The organism is Occallatibacter riparius (assembly GCF_025264625.1).
Taxonomy (GTDB): domain Bacteria; phylum Acidobacteriota; class Terriglobia; order Terriglobales; family Acidobacteriaceae; genus Telmatobacter; species Telmatobacter riparius.
Genome location: NZ_CP093313.1, coordinates 6722718 through 6743549 on the forward strand (window position 1 = coordinate 6722718; position 20832 = coordinate 6743549).

At 60.4% G+C, this 20832-nt stretch carries 23 protein-coding genes; 3 read left to right on the forward strand and 20 right to left on the reverse strand.

From position 1 onward, the window contains the following. Positions 1–74: 74 nt before the first annotated feature. The 7 genes from MOP44_RS27490 to MOP44_RS27520 form a co-directional block, all read right to left on the reverse strand. On the reverse strand, positions 75–1604 hold the full coding sequence (locus MOP44_RS27490) for a glycoside hydrolase family 1 protein (protein ID WP_260793768.1): 1530 nt from the start codon (positions 1602–1604) through the stop codon (positions 75–77). A gap of 68 nt (positions 1605–1672) precedes the next feature. Further along, the gene (locus MOP44_RS27495; protein WP_260793769.1) at positions 1673–2203 is read right to left on the reverse strand and encodes a GNAT family N-acetyltransferase; all 531 of its coding nucleotides are present in this window, start codon (positions 2201–2203) and stop codon (positions 1673–1675) included. A gap of 84 nt (positions 2204–2287) precedes the next feature. Then, a complete protein-coding gene (gene moeB / locus MOP44_RS27500; protein WP_260793770.1) occupies positions 2288–3469 on the reverse strand; it encodes a molybdopterin-synthase adenylyltransferase MoeB in 1182 nt (393 codons plus the stop codon). Between the two features lie 26 nt (positions 3470–3495). Continuing rightward, positions 3496–3798 carry a MoaD/ThiS family protein gene (locus MOP44_RS27505; RefSeq protein ID WP_260793771.1) on the reverse strand — a complete coding sequence of 101 codons (303 nt, stop codon included), beginning with the start codon at positions 3796–3798 and terminating at the stop codon, positions 3496–3498. Between the two features lie 128 nt (positions 3799–3926). Then, entirely contained in the window at positions 3927–4838 is a 912-nt protein-coding gene (locus MOP44_RS27510; protein WP_260793772.1) for a hypothetical protein, read from the reverse strand. Positions 4839–5029: 191 nt separating this feature from the next. Beyond that, on the reverse strand, positions 5030–5470 hold the full coding sequence (locus MOP44_RS27515; RefSeq protein WP_260793773.1) for a M67 family metallopeptidase: 441 nt from the start codon (positions 5468–5470) through the stop codon (positions 5030–5032). Between the two features lie 49 nt (positions 5471–5519). Beyond that, positions 5520–6476: a PLP-dependent cysteine synthase family protein gene (locus tag MOP44_RS27520; protein WP_260793774.1), complete on the reverse strand. Its 957-nt coding sequence runs from the start codon at positions 6474–6476 to the stop codon at positions 5520–5522. Between the two features lie 85 nt (positions 6477–6561). Here MOP44_RS27520 and MOP44_RS27525 point away from each other — a divergent pair, with 85 nt between their 5' ends. Beyond that, on the forward strand, positions 6562–7032 hold the full coding sequence (locus MOP44_RS27525) for a hypothetical protein (RefSeq protein ID WP_260793775.1): 471 nt from the start codon (positions 6562–6564) through the stop codon (positions 7030–7032). Positions 7033–7142: 110 nt separating this feature from the next. Here the strand turns inward: MOP44_RS27525 and MOP44_RS27530 are convergent, their stop codons facing one another. From MOP44_RS27530 to MOP44_RS27560, 7 genes are all read right to left on the reverse strand, one after another. Further along, positions 7143–7562, reverse strand: coding sequence for a response regulator (locus MOP44_RS27530; RefSeq protein WP_260793776.1), 420 nt, complete (start codon positions 7560–7562; stop codon positions 7143–7145). A 458-nt stretch (positions 7563–8020) separates the two neighbouring features. Then, positions 8021–8920 carry a PhzF family phenazine biosynthesis protein gene (locus MOP44_RS27535; RefSeq protein ID WP_260793777.1) on the reverse strand — a complete coding sequence of 300 codons (900 nt, stop codon included), beginning with the start codon at positions 8918–8920 and terminating at the stop codon, positions 8021–8023. A gap of 162 nt (positions 8921–9082) precedes the next feature. Then, on the reverse strand, positions 9083–9349 hold the full coding sequence (locus MOP44_RS27540; RefSeq protein WP_260793778.1) for a hypothetical protein: 267 nt from the start codon (positions 9347–9349) through the stop codon (positions 9083–9085). A 219-nt stretch (positions 9350–9568) separates the two neighbouring features. Next, positions 9569–10387: a hypothetical protein gene (locus MOP44_RS27545; protein WP_260793779.1), complete on the reverse strand. Its 819-nt coding sequence runs from the start codon at positions 10385–10387 to the stop codon at positions 9569–9571. 304 nt (positions 10388–10691) lie between these two features. Next, positions 10692–11690 carry a hypothetical protein gene (locus MOP44_RS27550; protein ID WP_260793780.1) on the reverse strand — a complete coding sequence of 333 codons (999 nt, stop codon included), beginning with the start codon at positions 11688–11690 and terminating at the stop codon, positions 10692–10694. A gap of 364 nt (positions 11691–12054) precedes the next feature. Further along, entirely contained in the window at positions 12055–12582 is a 528-nt protein-coding gene (locus tag MOP44_RS27555) for a DUF4142 domain-containing protein (RefSeq protein ID WP_260793781.1), read from the reverse strand. A gap of 185 nt (positions 12583–12767) precedes the next feature. Next, positions 12768–13835 (reverse strand): VWA domain-containing protein, encoded by a 1068-nt coding sequence (locus MOP44_RS27560; RefSeq protein WP_260793782.1) that lies wholly within the window; start codon positions 13833–13835, stop codon positions 12768–12770. A 340-nt stretch (positions 13836–14175) separates the two neighbouring features. Here MOP44_RS27560 and MOP44_RS27565 point away from each other — a divergent pair, with 340 nt between their 5' ends. Next, positions 14176–15507 carry a VWA domain-containing protein gene (locus MOP44_RS27565; protein ID WP_260793783.1) on the forward strand — a complete coding sequence of 444 codons (1332 nt, stop codon included), beginning with the start codon at positions 14176–14178 and terminating at the stop codon, positions 15505–15507. Between the two features lie 216 nt (positions 15508–15723). Here the strand turns inward: MOP44_RS27565 and tatA are convergent, their stop codons facing one another. Further along, positions 15724–15942: a twin-arginine translocase TatA/TatE family subunit gene (gene tatA, locus MOP44_RS27570; RefSeq protein WP_260793784.1), complete on the reverse strand. Its 219-nt coding sequence runs from the start codon at positions 15940–15942 to the stop codon at positions 15724–15726. A 254-nt stretch (positions 15943–16196) separates the two neighbouring features. Further along, on the reverse strand, positions 16197–16637 hold the full coding sequence (locus tag MOP44_RS27575) for a hypothetical protein (protein WP_260793785.1): 441 nt from the start codon (positions 16635–16637) through the stop codon (positions 16197–16199). Positions 16638–16731: 94 nt separating this feature from the next. On the opposite strand from MOP44_RS27575, the gene MOP44_RS27580 reads away from it, so the two are divergent. Then, positions 16732–17229: a thioredoxin family protein gene (locus tag MOP44_RS27580; RefSeq protein ID WP_260793786.1), complete on the forward strand. Its 498-nt coding sequence runs from the start codon at positions 16732–16734 to the stop codon at positions 17227–17229. A gap of 89 nt (positions 17230–17318) precedes the next feature. Here MOP44_RS27580 and MOP44_RS27585 read toward each other — a convergent pair whose 3' ends face one another. From MOP44_RS27585 to MOP44_RS27600, 4 genes are all read right to left on the reverse strand, one after another. Beyond that, on the reverse strand, positions 17319–18026 hold the full coding sequence (locus MOP44_RS27585; protein ID WP_260793787.1) for a CDP-alcohol phosphatidyltransferase family protein: 708 nt from the start codon (positions 18024–18026) through the stop codon (positions 17319–17321). Positions 18027–18083: 57 nt separating this feature from the next. Beyond that, entirely contained in the window at positions 18084–18587 is a 504-nt protein-coding gene (locus tag MOP44_RS27590; protein WP_260793788.1) for a GreA/GreB family elongation factor, read from the reverse strand. 182 nt (positions 18588–18769) lie between these two features. Continuing rightward, a complete protein-coding gene (gene buk, locus MOP44_RS27595) occupies positions 18770–19897 on the reverse strand; it encodes a butyrate kinase (protein ID WP_260793789.1) in 1128 nt (375 codons plus the stop codon). Next, on the reverse strand, positions 19884–20831 hold the full coding sequence (locus MOP44_RS27600) for a phosphate acyltransferase (protein ID WP_260793790.1): 948 nt from the start codon (positions 20829–20831) through the stop codon (positions 19884–19886). Before MOP44_RS27600 ends, buk begins: the two co-directional genes overlap by 14 nt. Between the last annotated feature and the right edge of the window lies 1 nt (position 20832).

Here is a 20832-nt window from a genome sequence, read left to right on the forward strand (position 1 = left end):
CGGCCCGATTTTGCTCTGTAACGCATGCAGGAATAATGCATTCCCATATAAGAATATGTCAAGCGCGACTTGCGCTACACATCCAGCCGATTCGAGGCCGCTACGCGCCCGTACCAGTAGCCCGAATCCTTGATGGTGCGCTTCTGGTTGCGGAAGTCTGTGTAGATCAGCCCGTAGCGCTCGGTGTAACCCTCTGCCCACTGGAAGTTGTCGAGCAGCGTCCAGGCATGAAACGCGCGGACCTTGGCTCCCTCTGCGATCGCGCGCGACAACTCCGCAAGTTCGTCGCGATACCACTGAATGCGCCGCGTATCGGGGACGCGCCCGTGTTCGTCGGGTGAGTCCAAATAACTGCAGCCGCTTTCGGTGATTTCAATCGGAAGGCTGTAGTCGTGGCTGATCTTCGTCACCAGGTCGTAGATGCCGCGCGGCCATATCTCCAGGCCGGCATCGGTCAGCGGTCCTTCGGTAGGCATCCCCGCACGGAAGCGCGTGTAGGGATCGCGGCCGCCCGGCGAGTTGCTCTCAATCTCGGTGCCGCTGAAATTCCCTCCGCTCTGAAACTTCTCCTTGCTTGCATCGGAGACCACGCGGCGCGTGTAGTAGTGGAGGCCAATCCAGTCCAGCGGTGCATAAAGGATCTTCTCGTCGCCGGCCTTGAAGCCCATCACATCGAGTGGCGGCTCGCCCACAAACGCATTTGGGTAACGGCCCGTCATCGCAGCTTCAAGGAAGAACACGTTGTTCATCGCGTGATAGCGCGCCGCAGCCGCGCGGTCGCCGTCCGTGTCCGTCTTCGGGTAAGCGGGCGCCATCTCATACGCGCTGCCGAACGTGGCCTTCCCCGACGCCGCTTTCACGGCGCGGTGCGCCTGGCCCTGCGCCAGGGCCAGCGTGTGAGTAGCTTTCAAAAAGTCACTGAAGCTCGTCCGGCATGGTGGAAATGCGCCGGCCGCATAGCCCATGAACGCGATTGCCCACGGCATGTTGAAAGGCGCCCACACGGTGATGCGGTCGCCGAGATGCTTGGCGAGAATGCCGGCATAATCCGCGAAATAGTTTGCCAGGTCGCGATTGGGCCAGCCGCCGCGGTCTTCAAGCGCCTGCGGCAGATCCCAGTGGTACATAGTGCACCACGGGCGAATGCCGGCCTCGAGCAACGCATCGACAAAGCGGCTATAGTGATCGATCCCCTTCATGTTCGGCGCGCCCACTCCGGTTGGCTGGATACGCGGCCACGAGATGGAAAATCGATAGCTCTTGACGTTGAGCTGCTTGGCTAGCGCGATGTCCTGCGGGTAGAGGTGATATTGATCGCAGGCCACGTCGCCCGTAACGCCGCCACGCACCTTGCCCGGTGTGTGCGTGAATCGATCCCAGATCGACTCGCCTTTGCCGTCTTCGTTCCAAGCACCTTCATTCTGATAAGAGGCCGTCGCGACTCCCCAGAGGAACCCATCCGGAAACCGAGCAGCTTTGATCGCAGACTCAGGAATGGCGCCGGGAACCGAAGCAGAGGAACTCTGCGTTGCAGCGTAGTGGGATGACAGAGCAGCACCTGCAACAGCGGCCAGAGAACGTGCGGCAAACTGACGACGGTTCATTGCAGACTCCTCGATAGAGTCAGCCCGGTAGGTCAACCGGAGCCTCGAAGAGACTATCGCACATCGGCCTATGCGCGACTGGGAGTTTCGTTCTCCATGAGGTAATCCTGCTGATGATCTTTGCCAACCACAAACGTCTTCTCGCCGATGATGCGGAACCCCCACCGTTGATAGAAGGCGATCGCGCGTGGGTTGCCGGAGAATACGCTCAGCCAGATGCCTGCCTTCGCCGCCGCCTCGGCAGTCGCGAGCGCCTCTTTCATGAGTACGTTCGCAAGCCCCGTGCCGTGGAAAGGCGTATCGACGTAGAACTTCCTCAACTCCACGTCTGCACGTGACTGCTGCGGCGCTGGAGCTTGCGCGACCAGTGCGAAGCCGGCGAGCCGGTTCGACACACGCGCCAAAAGAATCGCATTGCCAGGGTCGTCGATGAACTCGCGGAATTTCTGCGCGGTCAGTTCCCGGGACGTGAATGCAAGCAGGTCTTCAGCAGGCGTATGGGCGGGGCAGCCCAGGTGGAAGAGCGCGGTCGACAGGCGGGACAGGTCCTCGCTGTCGTCGGGCGTGGCGCGGAGAATATTGGGCTCGAAATCTGCCATTCGAATCTCGATGACAATGACGACTCAAGTGAAGTCAGCAGACCCGGCCGAGTAACTGAATCGGCCGGGCCCGCTGGAGTATTGCTAGTACTTCGGCACCGATGGATCGATCTGGTCGCTCCACGCGCCGATGCCGCCGGCAACGTTGGCGACCTTGGGATAACCCTGCTGCTGCAGGAACTCCGCGATGCGCTGCGAGCGCCCGCCGCCCTTGCAGTGAATGACGACTTCACGGTTGCGATCGATTTCGCTGAGGCGATTAGGTACGTCGTTCTGCGGGATCAGCTTGCCGCCGATCTGCGCAATCTGCGCCTCCCAAGGCTCGCGCACGTCAATGAGCTGTACGTCTTCACCCGCATCGATGCGAGCCTTCAATTCCTGCACAGTAAGCTGCGGAATGCCGTTCTTCAAATTCTTCTCCTTGGGGCTCTCCGGCACAATGCCGCAGAACTGCTGATAATCGATGAGCTCGGTGACAGTGGGATTGGTACCGCACACCGGGCAGTCAGGATTCTTGCGCAGCTTGAGTTCGCGGAAGCGCATGCTGAGCGCGTCAACAAGCAGCAGACGGCCAATGAGAGGTTCGCCCTTGCCGAGGATCAGTTTGATGGCCTCGGTGGCCTGCATAATGCCGACAAGGCCGGGCAGGATGCCGAGCACTCCACCCTCGGCGCAACTGGGCACCAGTCCCGGCGGTGGCGGCTCAGGGTAGAGGCAGCGATAGCATGGTCCGTCCTTCGCAGCGAACACGCTGCACTGCCCTTCAAAACGGAAGATGGACCCGTACGCATTCGGCTTGCCCAGCAGCACGCACGCATCGTTGACCAGGTAGCGCGTGGGGAAGTTGTCGGTCCCATCGGCGATGACGTCGTAGTCCTTGAGGATGTCGAGTGCGTTGGCGCTGGTGAGCATCGTCTCGTGCTTGACGACATTGAGCGAAGGGTTGAGCGCCTTGAGCTTTTCTTCGGCGGAATCGAGCTTCTTGCGCCCGATGTCCTGCGTGAAATGGATGATCTGGCGCTGCAGGTTGCTGGCGTCGACCACGTCGAAATCGACCAGACCCAGCGTGCCCACTCCAGCAGCAGCGAGATAAAACGCGAGCGGCGAGCCGAGCCCGCCTGTTCCCACACAGAGGACCTTTGCGGCTTTCAGCCGGCGCTGGCCCTCCATGCCGACTTCAGGCAGGATCAGGTGGCGCGAGTAACGCGAGAGTTCGTCGGGCGTGAGCTCGGGAAGAGCGGCGGTATCAGTGAAAGTAGTAGCCATTGAGTTCTCAGTTCACAGTTCGAAGTTCACAGTTGCTCGATAACGGCTGAGGGCTTACACCCGCCGGCGATTGACGGAATGATCGTCAGCGTGTCGTTCTCCAGCACGGCCGAATCTTCCTTCTGCGGCAGATAGCGCACATCCTCGTCATTCAGATAAATGTTCACAAACGCACGTATTTTGCCCTCGGCGTTGAACAGATGCTTGCGCAACTCGGGGCGGTCGAGCGTGAGCGCATCCATCGCGCCTCGCACCGTGGGAGCGTTGACCTCGATCTTTGATTGCCCGTCGACATACTGACGAAGCGGCGTGGGGATAATGATCGTCATTGCGTATCGATAACCTCGCGGTACTGATTAGATGATGCATGGTGAGACAGGGATCAGGGAAGTCATGGGGCGCAAACGAAAGCGGCTTCGGGTAGCCCGAAGCCGCTTCGAGTGTTGCAGTTGCGCGCTCAGCGGGTGCCCGGCTTGCTCGCGGCGGCCGGCTGGGCGGCCGGCTTGGGGGCAGCCGGTTTGGGAGCAGACGCCTCTGATGCGGCTTTCATCCTGGGTTTCCAGAAGTCCGGATCGGCCTTGGCCCAGGAGTCTTCCGGATAGCTCTGCTTCGGGTTGATGCTGAACAGCTCCGAGTGGGATGACTCAATGGCCTGCCCGAATGCCTGATCGATCTTGGCCATCCCGTCCTCGCCGCCGGCAGCCTCCATTACCTTGTTGAAAGCCGCGTTTTCGTCATCGATTTCGCTCAGAGAGTTGCGCGCGGTGATCGAGAGGTAGGTGCAGCAGTCTGCCCCATAGTTCACCTCGTAAGCGGCCCAGTGTGCGCTCGAGCCTGCCTTGTCCAGGGCCTCTTTGTACATTTTGGTAAGGTCCGCAAAGTCCTTTCGGTGACCCGGGCGAACCCTGAACGAAGTGATCTCGTAATAGCGCGCGTGCGAGATATCGCCGTGCGGGTGAAAGCTCAAATCCGGATTGTAGAAGCCTACTGCCTGGTCCATGCCGTCGAGCAGTTCACCATCGCCGGAGGCCGCACGATCGAAATCCGTTGCGAACGCGCCCGTTGCGAGGACCTTGTTGTCGGCCTCCCACGCCTGCAAAGAAGGGAACCGTGTGATGTAGAGCGCACGGGACTTGCCGGACATGGAGTTCAGGGCTACATAGTGGCCCTGCAGTTTGGCTCGATTGTTGAGGGATACGAAGGCGGCTTCGGAACGGTCGTGGACCATGCCCATTTTGCCGGGTTTGATCCATTCACGCGTGATCTGGATGACCTTCGGCGGCGAGGGCATGGCATCCTGCGCGCCGGCGAGGCTTCCGCCGAGGACAACGACAGACATCCCAAACAGGACGGGGCAGAGGATTCTCATTGGCAATCTCCTTTGATTGATTTGCTTGATTCCTGGAATGACCCATAGAGAAATAGCAATGCTTCGGGGCCCAAACCCAGGGGAGTGCCAATTGGTGGAATATCGCGACTATCGGCCTGGCCAGTCCAGCATGTCAAGTAGATTCTGTGCGGGTAAAAGCGGCTGCGCGCAAATTGCGGGGAGGGGATTCGTCAACCTGCAACTTCGATCGTCTGCTGCTCGAAGCGCTTGTCTTCCTCGGTGGTCCCGGCTAGCAGAAATGCGTTTGTGACCTCTGCCCTGCCCTTCGCCACCGCGGTGATGACATAAGTGCAGCCCACCCAGTGGGCTTCTGCAAAATCAGTCTGCGACCATTGCGCGGGATGATCGGGATGCGAATGATAGAAGCCGGCTACATCGAGGCCCTGCCGCATCGCATCGCGCTGGATGCGCACGAGTTCGGCTGGATCGATGTTGTAGCGATTATGCGCCGAGTCGGTGCGGGTGTTGCCGGCGCGCACGGCCGACACAACCGACCAGTTGCCCTGCTCGAAGTTCCCCAGCAGAACGCCGCAGCACTCGTACGGATACGTCTCTTCGCCGTGCGCGCGAAGATCGTCATAAACCTTCGTCGAGATTGCGAGTACGCTCATCGATTCCGCTCCTGCTCAGCGCTGCGAACTACGAACTGCGAACTATGAACTAGATCGAGTAGTCCCATTCTTCCTCCCAGAAGCGTTCGCTGAGGTACTTGTCAGCCGAGTCAGGAAATATGGTGACAATGGTTGCGCTGCGGCCGGCTGCCGCCTCTTCTCGCGCAATCTTCATGCTCGCCGCAACTGCTGCACCCGCGGAGATGCCCACCAGCAGGCCTTCTTCGCGGCCCAGACGTTGAACCGCGCTATATGCGGCTTCCGTTTCGATCTCGAGATTGCGATCGGCGAGCCCGGGATCGTAGATGGATGGCACGATGGCGGTAGCCATGTGCTTCATGCCCTCCAGTCCGTGAAACGGCGAGTCGGGTTGGAAGCTGATGGCCTGAATCGCCGGGTTGAATTCCTTCAGCCGGCGCGTGGTGCCCGTGAATGTACCGCTGGTGCCCAGGCCTGCAACAAAGTGCGTGAGCTGCCCGCCGGTCTGCTCCCAGATTTCGACGGCTGTCGTGTTGTAGTGCGCCTGCCAGTTGGCTGGGTTCGAGTACTGATCAGCATAGAAAAACTTTTCGGGCGACTCGGCGGCCAACTCGCGCGCACGCCGGATAGCCCCATCGGAGCCCTGACCGGGATCGGTCCACTCCACCTCCGCACCATAAGCGCGCAGGATGTGCTTGCGCTCCGGCGAAACATTACTGGGCATGCAGAGCAGCACGGGAAAGCCGAGAGCCGCACCCAGCATGGCAAATGCAATTCCGGTGTTGCCGCTGGTTGCATCGAGCAGCGTCTTGCCATGCGCCAGCAGCCCGCGGTCGAGCGCGTCACGCACCATCGACCACGCAGCGCGGTCCTTCACGCTTCCGGCGGGGTTCACCCACTCGGCCTTGGCCAGAAGAGTGATACCCGGCAGATCGCGAGCGACCTTCTCCAGGCGCAACAGAGGTGTGTTGCCGATGCGGTCAGCCACCAGCAACCCAGGCCGAGGATGCGTGGGCGTCGTCTTCATTCGTTTCGAGCGGGGAAGCGGCTATCATAAAGAGTGCGGAAGTTTTCGCAACTCTTGTCCTTATCCTCGCAGATTGGTGCGCATCATGGCTCGCAAGACGAAGAAGAACCGAAACTTTGAAGAGATGCTGGACGCGCTGCGCGCCCAGGGATTCGATGTGACTCCCTACGCGGGCGTCGACCACGGCATGCAGGTTTCAAAGAACGGCGTAGCCGCAGTGATCGTGCCCGGCGTAACAGATGCAAAGTGGGAGAGCGGCGGCGAGAAGCTGGCCGTAACGCCCGGTTTGCTGGTGCGCGGCGAAATTGCCCGCCTGCTTGATCGCGGCTATCAGAAATTCCTGGCGACGGCCAAGTTCGAATTACCCGCGACCGCGGCGCAGTTGCAGGCCATCCACGCCTTCACTGAGGAACTGAACCTCGTCACCGGCGCGCTCGGCTTGTTCAACGAGTCGCTCGGCACAACCAGTGACGTGTACCTCTACGATCGTGTGCGCGGACGCGAAGAGGAAAAGCAAAAGCCGCCGCGTCCCTGGGAACTGTCCGAAGGCCATTGAAACTGCGCTGAGGTACGTCTGTACATCGCGCACATTGGTCGCCTCCGGCCTCTCCGGCCCTTCCTTGCGGCTCCTTCCTGCCGCAAGGACTCAACCCCACCCAGAACACCTTACGACGCCACCGCTAGCTGCTGATGCACGATCCGCGTGCTTCCCTTGCGCGGCCCGCGCTTGCGCGCGCTCATCACCTTGATGCGATCGAGCAGATCGTGCGCCGTGCAGTTCTTCTTGGCCAGCAGCAAATCCGCGCCGTGCAGCGAATCTCCCATCTTGGCCGGATCGCCGAGCAGGATCATCGGAATATGCGAAGCGATGTGTTTCAGGCGTTTCACCAGCTGGTCCCCATTCATCTGCGGCATTAGAAAATCTGTCAGCACCAGGTCGACCGGCATCTCCGAGAAGACTGCAATCGCATCGTGCGCGTTGTTGGCCGATACCACCCGGTATCCATTGGTTGACAGCATGAACTTCAACACTGAGAGTTCCTGTTCGTTGTCGTCGACGCAGAGAATGATCTTTTTGGGACGCATGGAAACTTCTTCGCTCCTTCACTCCGAAAATTGTTCTTGTCACCAGAGACACACGATTCCTGTCCCGCCTGAAGGCAGGTTTTCGTGGTCCAAATACCTATGCGCTTGGCCGCAGAAGGCTGTGCTTCCGGGTGGATTCGTACGTCGCAGCGTGGATGCGTGATCAGTTTCCCTGGCGGGCAAACCTCTCCGCAAGACACTCTCCGACAATCGGGGGCCCGGCAACAAGCAGCCTTCTCACGCGACCAGATTGCGTTGGAAGCCTGTTCAACTCCGGCTTATTCGCCGGCTGAATTCTTGTTCAATGCTTGGCAAGAGTACGGTGATCGGAATCGCGTGTGAAGGGGGAAAAAGAAGCGAAACATCGCAGTGGAAAACCAGGACATGCAGAGGGAAATTGCATAGCCCGCACAAACGAAAGCATTTTTTAATATGAATTCCTGTTGAAAGCGTGTGTATCACGGCAGGAAAAGCTGGCCTTTTGCAACAACGATGGTGCTACCCGCCACTCGAACATCCGTCACCCTCACACCGCTCCCATGCGCAGTGAGAAAAAGCTCACTCGGCCGCCCGATCTCCATGCCCTGCCTCACCAGAACCTTCTCGTCCGGCCGCACAATGCCCTTCCCCACCAGGTAGCTGATCGCGCACCCGGCTGCCGAACCTGTGGCTGGATCTTCTCCGCCGTAAAACTGCATCCTCGATCGAAAACTCGCACCCTCCCCCTGCGCCTCATCGCCCTCTGGAGCCATCACATAGAACCAGCGCGCACCCCGTGCCCTGAGCCAGGCAGTCGCCCTATTCTGGTTCACGCGCAGTCGCCTCAGTGCCTCCACTGAGCGCAGCAGAACGATCGCGAAGGCCGTGCCCGTGGACACCACCTGCGGAGTGGCCCGCGCGTCAAGATCGTCGATACCTAGGCCGCAAAGCCCGGCCACTTCTCCGCGGTCGAGTTCCGCTCCAAACTCGGGATCGCGTTGCGTCATCTCTCCGTAGAGGCCGTCGCCGCTGAACCGCACCGGAATCGGCCCCACATTCTCGGCCAGCTTCACAGTCTCGTCGCGAACCGTCTCCGGCGCACTCAGCTTCAGAACGCTGGCCGTGCCCAGGGTCGGATGCCCGGCAAACGGCAGTTCTTCCTCCGTGGTGAAGATCCGCACCCGCACGCCTTCTCCGGCTTCAACCTCCGCGGCGCGACGCTCCACGAACGTCGTCTCCGAAAGGTTGAACTCCTTGGCGATGGTCTGCATCTGTTCGGTGCTCAGCCCGGCGGTGTTCATCACAACCGCAAGCGGATTGCCCGCGAACGCCTCGCTGCTGAACACGTCGGCAATGTAGTATTCGAGAACTGCGCTCATCTCTACCTCCAGGTCCCTACCCTGAAGGTAGGCTATCGCCCCGACTGCACGATAGCTTTCGCGGACTGATGGCCAAAAAATGCGCCATGGCGGAAAGAGAGAAACGCGGCTCTGATGCTCAAGCAGGGATCGAATCTATGGGCCGAACAAGGCACTGCCCGTCTAACTAATCTTCTTATCCAGCGCGATCAGAGGCCGCGGCAGACGCGTGCCTGCGCGATCCAGGAATAAGCGCATCCGCAGAGCCTCTGCACGCTCCACAGCCACCAGACGAACCTGGCGCCGAATGTGATCCTGATCAGTGAGAAACTGAAGCTGCGCCTCGTCGAAGTCTGCTCCCTCTTCAAGCCGCGCGATCCGCTCTTCGATGCTGCGTCGAAACCGCGGACTGATTTCGAATCCCTCTTGCACCATCGGCTCCCGCATCATGGCTTTCTCCTGCTTTCTACTATCGAGCTCAAGTTTTCTTTTACAGAGCCGATAGTAGAGATGAGCCGAATTATGCGCCAGATTACGACTTCCCTCCATGCCACTCATACAAAAGTAACGATTTGTCTCGAAACGCTACAGTGTCCGATTTTGCGGCAGTTTTCCCGTTCGCACCTTAGATCTGCCTTCTAAGTCGCCCTAACTCGCGATAACTCGAACCTACTTCGCTTTGCTGGCTCTGGTTCCCGCATCGGCGACAGCAAGCACGATGTGCGTGCCGTCTTCCAGGTGCACATTCTGCAGGTTACCAATCAGCGCTCCAGAGGCATTCGCAAACGGCTGCCCGTCCGCATTCGCCGCCAGCAGCACGCCGGGAACACCGGTCGTCTCGATCGTCACATCGCCCTGCCGCGACACCACCGTTCCCGTCGCATTCTTTCCAGTGGGAGCGCTGCCGCCAATCGACGACATAGATCCGCGCACAGCGCGCCCGTCTGCCCGATCGGCAGGCGCAACTGCGGCCGTGCCGCCCATAGTCTGACTCTCCTCCGCCGCAGTATTGACTGACTGCAGCACCGACTTGATGGGCAGGCTCTTTCCGCTCGTCAACTGTGCGCGATCAAACACGACCGTCACTTTCGCGTTTCCGCTTGCATTCCCGGCCGGCTGCGCATCCACAACGCGTCCCATGATCTTCGATCCCGTGGGGATCACCACTCCACCCGCAGTGGAGGCCTTGTCCGTCGTGCGCACGATGACGGCATCTCCCGCCTTCGCCGTCGCGGAATCGACTTTGTTCTCGAGGATCCCAGCTACCGGGCGAAGCCGTCCGTTATTCACTTCCGGGGCACTCGCGGTGCTTGTGACAGCAACAGCCCTCTGATTGGACTTCTGCGCTGCGTCAGGCTGGTGCTGTGCTGCTGCGTCAGCCGGCTGCAACTGTGAGGGCAAGGTCCCCGCTGTCTGTTGCGCCCCCAGTGAAACGTTGATAAGTCCGGCCAGCGTGAGAACCGGAAGATATAGCTTTAGGTTTCGCATAGATAAATAAACCTCCGTCGGTTTCCCACCCCCAGGCCCGGTGATATACCGGCGAATGCGGGAAACACAACGGAGGTTCTTGCAGCGCCCATGCCAATGGACGAAGAACAACAATTTCGAGCGAAGAGACTCGTTACAAACGTCTTACACGCCAGGCAACCCTTGCAGCGCACCGTGGGAATGCGAAAATGTTTCGCTTCGGCGCGTAAATTCGGCCACATCTATCTCGGCCGGGATCCGGAATAGCTTCTGGCTTTGCGGCCGGGGGAGGCTTAATTCGCCCGGCCGCGAAGCCAAACCAAGGCTACTTTTCAACCGCGGAAGACACTCCCAAAACCATCTGGGTGCCGTTGTCGAGATGTACGTTCCTGTTCGAAGCAGAAAGCATTCCTGAGGCCGCGCCGGAGGCATCGCCGCCCAGCATCACTCCCGGAACGCCTGTTGCATGCGTGCCCAGCGAGCCGGCGCCCGCCCCAGTGAGGGCGCCGTGACCCGCATTTGCCGTCGTGCCGCCGGCCGCGCCCAGCGTCCCGTGCGCAGCAGAACCCAGTCCTGCGCCGGCACTGGTCGTGCCCGATCCCACGGCACTTACGGTTCCCCCAGCTACAGAGCCAGCGGACCCCAGGGCCCCGCGGCTTCCCCCGCCGACAAGCCCACCGCCCGAACGAACGCCCATGGCCCCCCCGCCAACGCCCGCGCCGCCGGGGGCTGGCGCCGATGCAAACATATCCTCGTCTCCCGCCGCAGCCGCATTCACGGCTGCAGCCGAAGGCGAAACCGACTCAATCACCGAATGAATGGCCATGCTCTCGCCGTTGCGCAGCTCAGCGCGATCAAAGGCCACCCCCAGCTCGGAATCCTGATTCCCGCTGCCGTGCGCCTTCACATCGGTCACATGCCCAATCAGCCTGCTGCCCTTGGGGATTTCCCGGCCCTCTGCGGTGCGCGCCTTCTGCGTGGTCTTCATCACCACCGGATCGCCCACTTTGGCGGTCTTCGAATCGAGCCTTCCAACCAGTTCTCCATTCACGGGAGTCATCTGTACAGTTCCGGCGGCTGATCCGCCGCTGGCTGCATTGGCAGAGCCGAGGCTGTTCGTCGCCGACGCATTGCCCGCAGCCGAAGCCTGCGCGCTACCGCCCTGGCGGCTGGCCTGGGCGCTAGCACTAGCCGACTGGCCAGCCTGCACTCCGGGCGCAGACGCCGACGCGGATTGTTGAGTGGAACCGCTTGCCTTTTGCGAGACAACAGGGAAAGAAGAGCAAAGTACGACCGCAACCGCGAGAACCATAAAGGTCTTCATGGATTCGTATCTCCTGAATTGTTTGTTGGTTATCCGCTTTCTCTGATCGGCCGCTCCCAGTCCGGCCGGGAAATGCAATGTCAACGCCTGACCTATATGCATCTGGCGCGCCAAACCGGCCCAAATACCGCAAGCCCCAGATTTTCAGCGGTTTGGTTCCGAACCACGAAAAATGACCTCGCTCCGCTTACACCAGTGAGAGGCAACAGAGCCGTGGAATTGTGTAATTTTTTCCCGAAAGGGTCGAAGGCGAGAGTCTGACTTGAGCGAGTAGCTGAGGGCTGGCTACTGTGGCGGGCAGGGACGGCAGGCAAGGGCCGCCTGAACTCGGAGAGGGGTGAGTCAGGCGGCGCGTTTGAATGAGTTACTGTGCAGGCTTGGCGGAGGGCTTGGCCTTGGCCAGTTCCTTGGCCGCGTCAAGATGCTTCTGCAGGACCGGCAGGGCGGCGGTCGCATACGACTTGATCGCATCGCTCTGCGCCATAGTCGACTCCTTCTTGTACATCGCGATCGCCTTCTCATGTCCTGCGATCATGTCCTGGATGTACTTCTTGTCGAAAGCGGCGCCCTTTAGCTTCTGCATGGGGTCGATCATGGCCTTGTTATGGGTGGCATCGATCGCATCGGGCACATTGAGATTGGCCTGCTGCGCAATCGTCTTCAGCTGGTTGTAATCGCTGGTGTGGTCGGTCACGAGCGTCTGCGCAAAGTCCTTGACCGGCTGCGCGTCTCCGTTACTCGCCGCGAGCTGGCCCAGATTAGCTTCAACCATGTCCGTCTGGGCCGCCATCTCGATAAATTGTTGATCCCCGCCGGCCTTCTCGGCCTTCTTCTGCCCGAAAGCGGGCACTGCAAGCGCCAGACAACATACACACGTAAGCATGCGATTCATTCTGATTTTTCTCCCGATGTGAAGTGAGAAGCTGGGTTTCCACCGGGAGCTTGGATGCAGGATCGAAATAAACAGTGGCCAAGGAAAGTGTGATCAGGGTGATCAGATCCGGCCGGTCAGGGGATCAAGGTTCCATTTTGGGCAGGAACTCCGGGGGTCGGTTTTCTATTCCGTATTCCCTGCTTCTATTGGCCGCGCCCCTTCTCCGGCTCCGCCTTAGGCGCGAAGTACCCCTTGCGCACCTGGACATGCGTGCCTTCTCCGCAGCTCACTGCAACATGCCTGAAGCTGCCATCGAGCTTCGCGTTTGACGGCGTGTAGGTTCCCACGTACTGCGTGCGTAGTTCATCCTGAATCTGCTGGAAGGCCGCCTGGAGCTTCTTGCCGTTGTTGCCCACATTGATCAGGCGCCCGCCCGTCTCCTCTGACAGCTTCTTGGCTGCCGAGTAGCCCCCGTAGCCCATCTGGAAACCGCCGTAAAATCCCGTATCGGCGATGAGAATGACGTAGATGATCGCGTTGGAGCGCTGGGCCGCGGCAATGGCGTCCTGAATCTTGGTGCGGCTGCCCTGGTCCTCGCCGTCCGTAAGGATGATCATCGCTTTCCGGCCAGTCTCCTGGCTCAGCTTTTCATTGGCCGCAAGATAGATGGCGTCGTAAAGCAGCGTGCCCTTGGGCTGGCCTACGGTCGGCACGGTGCCGCCTCCCAGCCCGGGAATGCCGCTCGACCCGTTCCCGCCCGCCGTATTGATCTGGGCCTTGCGCATCGCTCGGGCAAGCTGGTGGGCGTTGTTGGTGTAATCCTGCAACAAGTCCACGTCCACGTCGAACGAAAGCAGGAACGCTTCGTCCTTCTTGCGCAGCACCTCGCTCAGGAACTCCGCGCCGGCGTCCTCTTCGAGCGGCAGAACATACTCCTGGCTACCGGAGGTGTCCAGCATGATGCCCAGCGTCAGCGGCAGGTCGGTCTCTGCCGTGAAGTTACGCCACTTCTGCGGCGCCTTGTCTTCCTCCACGGTGCAGTTGTCCTTGTTAAGGTGCGGAACGAGCTGGCCCGACTTGTCCTTCACAGTAAAGAACAGGTCCACAAGGCTGCTCTCAAGCTTGAAAGTAGCGACAGGCTGGTCGTCTTCCGGCTGGGCGGGAGCATGGCTCACCGGGGGAGCATCGGGCGACGGAGCAAGCTGCGCCCACGCCCCGGCACCGGCAACAGGAAGGAACAACACGAAAGAGGCCAGACTGCGGAAATGCATGTCACACCATTAGACGCCGTTTCCAGTGTTGAAGAGAGCATAGTACGAAACAGTGTGAAGGGAATAGGGATTAGGGAGTAGGGAGTAGAAGGCAAGACAATCGATTTCCTTCGGCCGGGTTGTTCAAGTTCAGCCGCCGATCCCTCACGCGGCAGTCCTATTCCCTATTCCCTATTCCCTACTCCCTGCCTTTAAGGCAAACAAGTGCCCTCCCGGCGCGTCTGATAATCTGACGGATGAAACGCCCTTGACTTGACGACGTGATGAGCACAGAGTCGTGTAGTGTCGTCAGGGCTTTGCGCCAGCCTTTTTGTGGCGATTGACGGAGGAAAGACTACCGGTGAAGTTTGAGATCAAAGCAGCGGCGCTGAGTGCATTTCTGGGTGTAAGCCTGATTCCGGCGGGAGTGAGCCAGCAGCAACAGCAGCCTGCGCCGGCCTCTGTTCCCGATGCGCCCGCTCCCCAGGCCCCTGTACCGCTGACCGACGCCGCGGCCGGACCGATTCGCCCCGGCGGTGGAGCGGGAACCGAGTCGACCAGTATGACCTCGGGAACCGACAGCGAAGGCAACATCCAGCAGCAGCCCACCGCTCCCACTCAGCCAGCGGCCCAGCAGGAGCCGCAGGGTCCGCCCCCCAAGATCTCCGAGGGCGCCGACGCGGCCAAGGACTACGGCCAAATCATCCGGATTTACTCGAACTTCGTTCAGGTACCGGTCACCGTGAAGGACCCCAAGGGCAAGCTGGTCGCCGGCCTCACCTGGCGCGATTTCAAGGTTTACGAGAACAACAACTTTATGCCGCTGCGGTTCTTCTCCGTATCGGCGTTCCCCCTGTCCATTGCTTATGTCGTGGACCAGAGCCTGCCGCGCGACCAGATGGCGCAGGTCAATCAGTCCCTCGGCGCGGTGCAAGGCGGTCTGACGCCCTTCGATGAAATATCGGTATTCTCCTACGCGAACGGGCCCCACAATCTGTCGAACGGATTTACCGGCGCACAGAGCTCACGCACCCCGTTCGTCCTCGAAGCCGCCAAGGCTTCGGGAACCGAGCAGTTGAACGCGGTCGTCAGCGGACCTCTGGCGGGCTGCCCCATTCGCGTGAACGGCAATTGCGCCGACCCGAACATCCAACCGGGCCGCTCGACGGGCAACGATACTTTCATCACCCTGCCCAAGGAAATCCACACCCTCAATGACGCCATCCTGGCCGCCGCCAAGGAGCTCTCGACCCGGCCCAAGGAACGGCGCCGCGTGCTCTACGTGATCTCCGACGGAAAAGAGTACGGCAGCAAGGCCACCTACAAGGAAGTGCTCAAGTATCTCCAGACCAACAACATCGCGGTTTACGGCACGCTGGTGGGCGATGCGGCGCGCTTTGGCCTGGGCCGTCTGAGCCGGTTCCACCTGCCCTTCACCATGTATGACAACCTGCTGGTGAAGTACACGCTGGCGACGGGTGGCACGCTCGACTCCGAGAACGGCGTAAACAACATCGAATCCAGCTACGCAGCGCTGGCCTCGGAAGCCCGCAACCAGTACACGCTGGGCTACTACAGCCACGAGCCCCTCATCGACGGCAAGTACCGCAGGATCGATGTCCGCGTGAACCGGCCCGGCCTTGAGGTCTCCGCCAAGACCGGATACTGGCCCTCTGGTCAGGATCAGAAGTAAGAAATCAAAAACAGCAAAACAAAAGCCCCGCGATCAAGCGGGGCTTTTGTTTCAGGGCCGGCAGTCTTCAATGTTCTGGATGCCTCTGTCCCTTTGTCCCTGTCTCTCACCGTCCCTGTTTACGAGCAAAACAAAGGGCCTGCGCATCACGCAGGCCCTTCCCTGTGACTGAAACTATAGTTGGGAGCGCCCGCTCTGGACCGCTCCGCGAGCAGCTTACTTCTGCTCGGTCTGATTCGGAGCAGGCGGCGGGTTCACCGCGGCGCTCTGCTGAGTGGTCGAGGGCTGATCAGTGCCCGTCTTCAGGCCTTCCTTGAATCCCTTCAAGCCTTCGCCCAGGCCCTTGCCCAGTTCGGGGAGCCGCTTCGCGCCGAACAGCACGAGCAACACAACTGCAATGACTAACAAGTGAGTAGGCTGAAAGAGATCGCCCATGTTGATCCATCCTCCGCAAGCCGCAATTCAGCCGCTTGCCCTTTGTCATCTTTTATTGTCGCACAAGGACGGCTTCAGCGGGATGTGAGCTAGCTCACTCGTGAAGAGGACAGGGAGTAGGGAATAGGCAGTAGGGAGTAGGCTCCGAAAATTGATCGGCTCAAAGCAGGGCTCACGCTGCATCTCAGGACGCGAAATCCCGGTTGGAAGCGTCAGCCCGCTACTCCCTATTCCCTACTTCCTACTCCCTGCCTCTAGTTCACCTGCGCCGGGCGCCCCAACCGCTCCGTCACCATCGCATAAAAGCTGCGCAGGTCCTCTTCTTCCCCAATGGTGAGACGCCGATATACCTTCATCAGCGGAAACAGCCGCGACCCGCGCACGTCCACAGCCGGAACCGCCACCGTGCCGCCCGGATACTGCGTCATCTCCCACCCGCCCGCATAACGCTGCCGGATGATCTCGCCCAGGTAGCTGCCCCACAGGCGAACCTCGTAGTCGACGTCGTGGTCTGGCGTCTCGCTCACCAGCACCAGGATCTCGTCTAGCACGTCAATAGAAGCCGGGGTGAAATCGAGAGCAAGGCGATAATCATCGCGCGCCGCCTCGACAGCGCCCTTCGCATAGCCCTCCATCATGGCAGCCAGGTCGGGGAACGGGGTTGATTCCAGGCGTTTGCGCAGCTCGTCGCTCATGTGTACTCAGTGAGTATAGGGCCCCTGCCCGTTGTAACAAAGTCGGGCTGTAGTGAATCAAACAATACAATCGAGGTATTGGAGGCTTGTCGAAGTGAGGTTTCCCCGATGGATTTTCGCGGCCGTAATGTTGATGGCTGCAGCAACAGCGCGGCCTTCAACACGCACCATCTATCCAGACCCTGCGCAGGCGCACGCAGACATCGCCGCGGCGCTCAAGACCGCGGCCGCCACGCACAAGCACGTGCTGCTCGATTTCGGCGGCAACTGGTGCGGTGACTGCATTGTGCTCGACATGTACTTCCACAACCAGCAGAACCGTCCCCTGCTCGACGCCAACTACGTCGTGGTGCACATCAATGTCGGCCATCTCGATGAGAACCTCGACATCGCCCGGCGTTACCAGGTTCCTGTCGAACACGGCGTTCCCGAGGTCGCCGTGCTGAGCGAAACCGGCAAGCTGCTCTACAGCTCCAGAACCAAGGAACTCGAACTGGCCGTACAGCGATCCGACGAGTCCGCCGTCACCCGCTTCCTGATCCAGTGGAAGCCATCGAAGCAAGGCTGCTCCATGATGGCAACCAACTGCTGAAGAACAGGGTTTAGGGATTAGGTTATTAGGGATTAGAAAAGCAACGGCTCCAGTCCTCGACGGGCTGGAGCCGTTGCTTTAGAAAAAGACTAGCTCGGCAGTTCAGCTTTCTCGCGCGCCAGCACCGGCTCACACTCAGGCGCCGCAATCTCAGCCTGCACCTTCGGCACCTCGCTAGCCGGCACCAGGTGCTTCGTATTCCAGTAGGTGTACTGGATGCGGTGCACCACCGTGATCGTCGACAGAACCGCCAGCACCCACAGCACCGGAGCCATCACGCCCGCCCACTCGAACAGCGCGCCCAGAATGATCAGCACGATGCGTTCCGGCCGCTCCATGAAGCCTACCTTGCACGAACCGATCAGCGCCTCGGCGCGTGCACGCGTGTAGCTCACCATCAGCGACGTCACCATCACGAACGCCGTCAGCACCACGTAGCGCAGATGATTCGAGCGCGCGTAGTACACCAGGATCCCGAAGAACAGCACCACATCCGAGTAGCGATCGATCACCGAATCAAAGAACGCGCCGAAGACAGTCACCTGGTTGGTGCGGCGCGCCACGCGGCCGTCGACCATATCAAACAGGCCTGCTCCGATAATCACCAGCCCGCCATAGAAGAAGTAGCGGCCCGCATTCACGGCACTGGCGTGCCCAAAGAAGAACGCGGCAACAATGTTGATGACCAGTCCGATGAAGGTAAGAACATTAGGCGAGATGCGGGTGAGCGCCAGGCCGTGAACAATCTTGTTTAACAGCCAGCCACATGCGGCGCCAAACCCACCAGTCCAGGTCATTGCTTTTGCTTCCGTTCCTCTCTACTGCTTCAGCCGAATACAGCCCGGCCGAACGAGCTACTGCTGCGCGGCCTCAGCGCTTTGTTCTTCGCCGGCCTCGTCGTGAATGGTCGTGAGCTTCAGGATCTCAAGTTCGCGCTTGCCATTGGGCGTGACGATCGTCGCAACATCGCCCACACGCTTGCCCACAATGCCGCGTCCGATCGGAGACGTCGTCGAGATCAGTCCCTTCGACACATCCGATTCCTCGCTGGTCACCAAACGGTACTCGATCTCCTCGTCCTTCTGCGTATCGAAAACCACAACCGTGGATCCGAAGCCGGCGCGGTCGCGCGGAATGTTCGCCAGGTTCACGAGCGAGAGCTCAGCCATCCTGCGCTTGAGCTGGCCCAGGCGCGCGTTGACAAACTCCTGGCGCTGCTTGGCCATGTGGTACTCGGCGTTCTCTGACAGGTCGCCCATCGCGACGGCTTTCTTGATCTCGGCCGGCAGTTCGTGGGCGAGCTCATGCTCAAGCTCCGCGATTTGTTTCTGAAGCTGATTTTTGATGTGATCGGGCATTCGGTGTCCGTAAACGAGCGGATTCGCTCCGGCCGCGAGGGGTCCAAAGCTTGAAATTTCATTATACGCAGCGTGGCCTTTGCGCCGGCCAAAGCTTTGATGGTGCAAAAAGCCGCCGCGATGCCAACCCCTGCAGACACAAACAATTCACGGTCCAGTAGAAACTCGCAGAAAGCGGAATCTCAGTCCGCAGGAACAAGATGGACAGGCGTCCTGATCGCTTCCGACCCCAGCTCGCGAGCCTTCTCCTCGCCGCGCAAAACCCTCAGCGCTCCCTTGGCCAGAGCCTCAAGCTCGTCTTCTCCCGGATACACGACAAAGGGCGCAATCCATCCGGCCGCAATGCGAAGCTGGCTGATGAGCCGGCGCGAGTGCGCCATGCCGCCCGTGATGATCAGCGCATCCACGCGGCCCTCGAGAACCGTGGCCATCGCGCCGATCTCCTTGGCGATCTGATAAGCCATGGCATCGAAAATCAGCGCAGCCCTATCATCGCCCGCGACAATGCGGCTCTCCACCTCGCTCAAATCCTTCGTGCCGAGATAGGAGTAGATGCCGCCCTCGCGAATGAACGCGTCCCAGACTTCGCGCTGTGTATAAAGACCGCTGAAGCACAGCTCCACCACGCCCAGCAGTTGCAGCCCGCCGCTCCGCTCGGTAGAGAAAGGTCCTTCCTGCCCAGCAAGATTCACGTCGATCATCCGGCCGCCCTCATGGGCCGACACCGACACGCCGCTGCCCAGATGCGCTATCACCAGCCGAAGCTCTTCGTAGGGCCTGCCTCGCTCCCGCGCGTAACGGCGCGCCACAGCTTTGGTGTTGAGCGCGTGCGAGAGAGACCGGCGCGGCACCAGCGCCGACCCCGAGATGCGCGCCTTGTCGCAAAGCTCATCCACGCTGACCGGATCAACGACGAAGGCTTCGACGTTCGCTTCGTCCGCGATGGCCTTCGCCAGAAACGCGCCCAGATTCGATGCGTGCTCGCCGAACGGCGCCAACCGCAGCTCATCCAGCATCGTTTCCGTCACTGCGTAGACGCCGCTGGGTACTGGCCGCAGCAGGCCGCCCCGACCCACCACCGCATGCAAATGGGTGCGCCGCTTGAAACCTGCTCCGCGCAGTTCGTCTTCAATGGCTGCCTTGCGGAAAGGAATCTGGTCCAGAACGGGCCGTCCCTGAAATGGCGCCAGGTCGGCTTCGGAGTGGACGATGGTGCGCACCAGCGCGGGGATCTCATTGCTGTAAACAGCGATCTTTGTCGATGTGGATCCAGGGTTGATTACGAGAACCTTGAACTCACCGCGCGGCATACAGTACTCCCAAAGCGATTGAGTTCATTTTATCGTGCGCGCCCTCCACACGCGATGGGATGAGCAGGGGAACAGTGGCTCCGGCCACCACGTGCGCGAACCGCCAGCCCGCCAGGAAGATCACCGCCTTGGCCAGCGCATTGGCCGCTTCAATGTTCGGCATCAGCAGAAAATCGGCATGTCCGGCCACCGGGTGCGAGATCCCCTTGGCGCGCGCGGCCCATTCAAACAGCGCGTTATCCAGCGCCAGAGGACCGAACACATCCGCCTCGCCAAACGCTCCCGTCGCCGCCAATTGCGCCAGCGCCCGGGCTTCCTTCGTGGAGGGCATGGCGTCGATCACAACCTCCAGCGCGCTCAAAACCGCGATCTTCGGATGCGCAATGCCCAGGCAATGCAACACTCCGAGCGCCGCAAGAAGAATCTGACGCTTCTGATCGAACGTAGGCGCAACATTGACCCCGCCATCGCTCAGTCCCACCAGCCGCGGGCCGTTTACGCCCGGGAATTCGCAAACCGCGATATCGCACAGCAGATGTCCCGTCCGCAGCCCCTTCTGCTTGTCCAAAATCGGATGCAGCAGTTGATCCGTGCGCAGGTGGCCTTTCATCAGGATGTCGATCCCACCCTCGCGCGCGAGCCCCACAGCAACCCGCGCAGCCTCGCCCGCGTCGTGGTCCGAAGCGACATACTCGGCGTGCTCCGCAAGCTCCAGCAGCCCAAGCGATTCGGCATGAACGCGGATGCGCCTCTCATCGCCAATCAGCACCGGCTGCGCAATGCCTTCCAGCAGCGCGCCCGACGCAGCGGCGAGAGCCACATCATCGTCGGCCAGAACCACTCCAACGCGCTTCGGCCCAAGTTCGCGGGCCCGGCTGCGGATTTCGGCAAAACTAGTGAGGGCTGCGTTTGCTGCGGGAGCGGTTGTGGTCATG

What these genes read in the sequence shown, in the direction of transcription:
- MOP44_RS27520 (WP_260793774.1), bottom strand. Translation starts at nt 6,476, where the DNA reads ATGAAGACGACGCCCACGCATCCTCGGCCTGGGTTGCTGGTGGCTGAC.
- MOP44_RS27490 (WP_260793768.1), bottom strand. Translation starts at nt 1,604, where the DNA reads ATGAACCGTCGTCAGTTTGCCGCACGTTCTCTGGCCGCTGTTGCAGGT.
- MOP44_RS27515 (WP_260793773.1), bottom strand. Translation starts at nt 5,470, where the DNA reads ATGAGCGTACTCGCAATCTCGACGAAGGTTTATGACGATCTTCGCGCG.
- MOP44_RS27510 (WP_260793772.1), bottom strand. Translation starts at nt 4,838, where the DNA reads ATGAGAATCCTCTGCCCCGTCCTGTTTGGGATGTCTGTCGTTGTCCTC.
- moeB (WP_260793770.1), bottom strand. Translation starts at nt 3,469, where the DNA reads ATGGCTACTACTTTCACTGATACCGCCGCTCTTCCCGAGCTCACGCCC.
- MOP44_RS27555 (WP_260793781.1), bottom strand. Translation starts at nt 12,582, where the DNA reads ATGAATCGCATGCTTACGTGTGTATGTTGTCTGGCGCTTGCAGTGCCC.
- MOP44_RS27525 (WP_260793775.1), top strand. Translation starts at nt 6,562, where the DNA reads ATGGCTCGCAAGACGAAGAAGAACCGAAACTTTGAAGAGATGCTGGAC.
- MOP44_RS27545 (WP_260793779.1), bottom strand. Translation starts at nt 10,387, where the DNA reads ATGCGAAACCTAAAGCTATATCTTCCGGTTCTCACGCTGGCCGGACTT.
- MOP44_RS27505 (WP_260793771.1), bottom strand. Translation starts at nt 3,798, where the DNA reads ATGACGATCATTATCCCCACGCCGCTTCGTCAGTATGTCGACGGGCAA.
- MOP44_RS27560 (WP_260793782.1), bottom strand. Translation starts at nt 13,835, where the DNA reads ATGCATTTCCGCAGTCTGGCCTCTTTCGTGTTGTTCCTTCCTGTTGCC.
- MOP44_RS27585 (WP_260793787.1), bottom strand. Translation starts at nt 18,026, where the DNA reads ATGACCTGGACTGGTGGGTTTGGCGCCGCATGTGGCTGGCTGTTAAAC.
- tatA (WP_260793784.1), bottom strand. Translation starts at nt 15,942, where the DNA reads ATGGGCGATCTCTTTCAGCCTACTCACTTGTTAGTCATTGCAGTTGTG.
- MOP44_RS27575 (WP_260793785.1), bottom strand. Translation starts at nt 16,637, where the DNA reads ATGAGCGACGAGCTGCGCAAACGCCTGGAATCAACCCCGTTCCCCGAC.
- MOP44_RS27495 (WP_260793769.1), bottom strand. Translation starts at nt 2,203, where the DNA reads ATGGCAGATTTCGAGCCCAATATTCTCCGCGCCACGCCCGACGACAGC.
- MOP44_RS27550 (WP_260793780.1), bottom strand. Translation starts at nt 11,690, where the DNA reads ATGAAGACCTTTATGGTTCTCGCGGTTGCGGTCGTACTTTGCTCTTCT.
- MOP44_RS27535 (WP_260793777.1), bottom strand. Translation starts at nt 8,920, where the DNA reads ATGAGCGCAGTTCTCGAATACTACATTGCCGACGTGTTCAGCAGCGAG.
- buk (WP_260793789.1), bottom strand. Translation starts at nt 19,897, where the DNA reads ATGCCGCGCGGTGAGTTCAAGGTTCTCGTAATCAACCCTGGATCCACA.
- MOP44_RS27540 (WP_260793778.1), bottom strand. Translation starts at nt 9,349, where the DNA reads ATGATGCGGGAGCCGATGGTGCAAGAGGGATTCGAAATCAGTCCGCGG.
- MOP44_RS27590 (WP_260793788.1), bottom strand. Translation starts at nt 18,587, where the DNA reads ATGCCCGATCACATCAAAAATCAGCTTCAGAAACAAATCGCGGAGCTT.
- MOP44_RS27600 (WP_260793790.1), bottom strand. Translation starts at nt 20,831, where the DNA reads ATGACCACAACCGCTCCCGCAGCAAACGCAGCCCTCACTAGTTTTGCC.
- MOP44_RS27530 (WP_260793776.1), bottom strand. Translation starts at nt 7,562, where the DNA reads ATGCGTCCCAAAAAGATCATTCTCTGCGTCGACGACAACGAACAGGAA.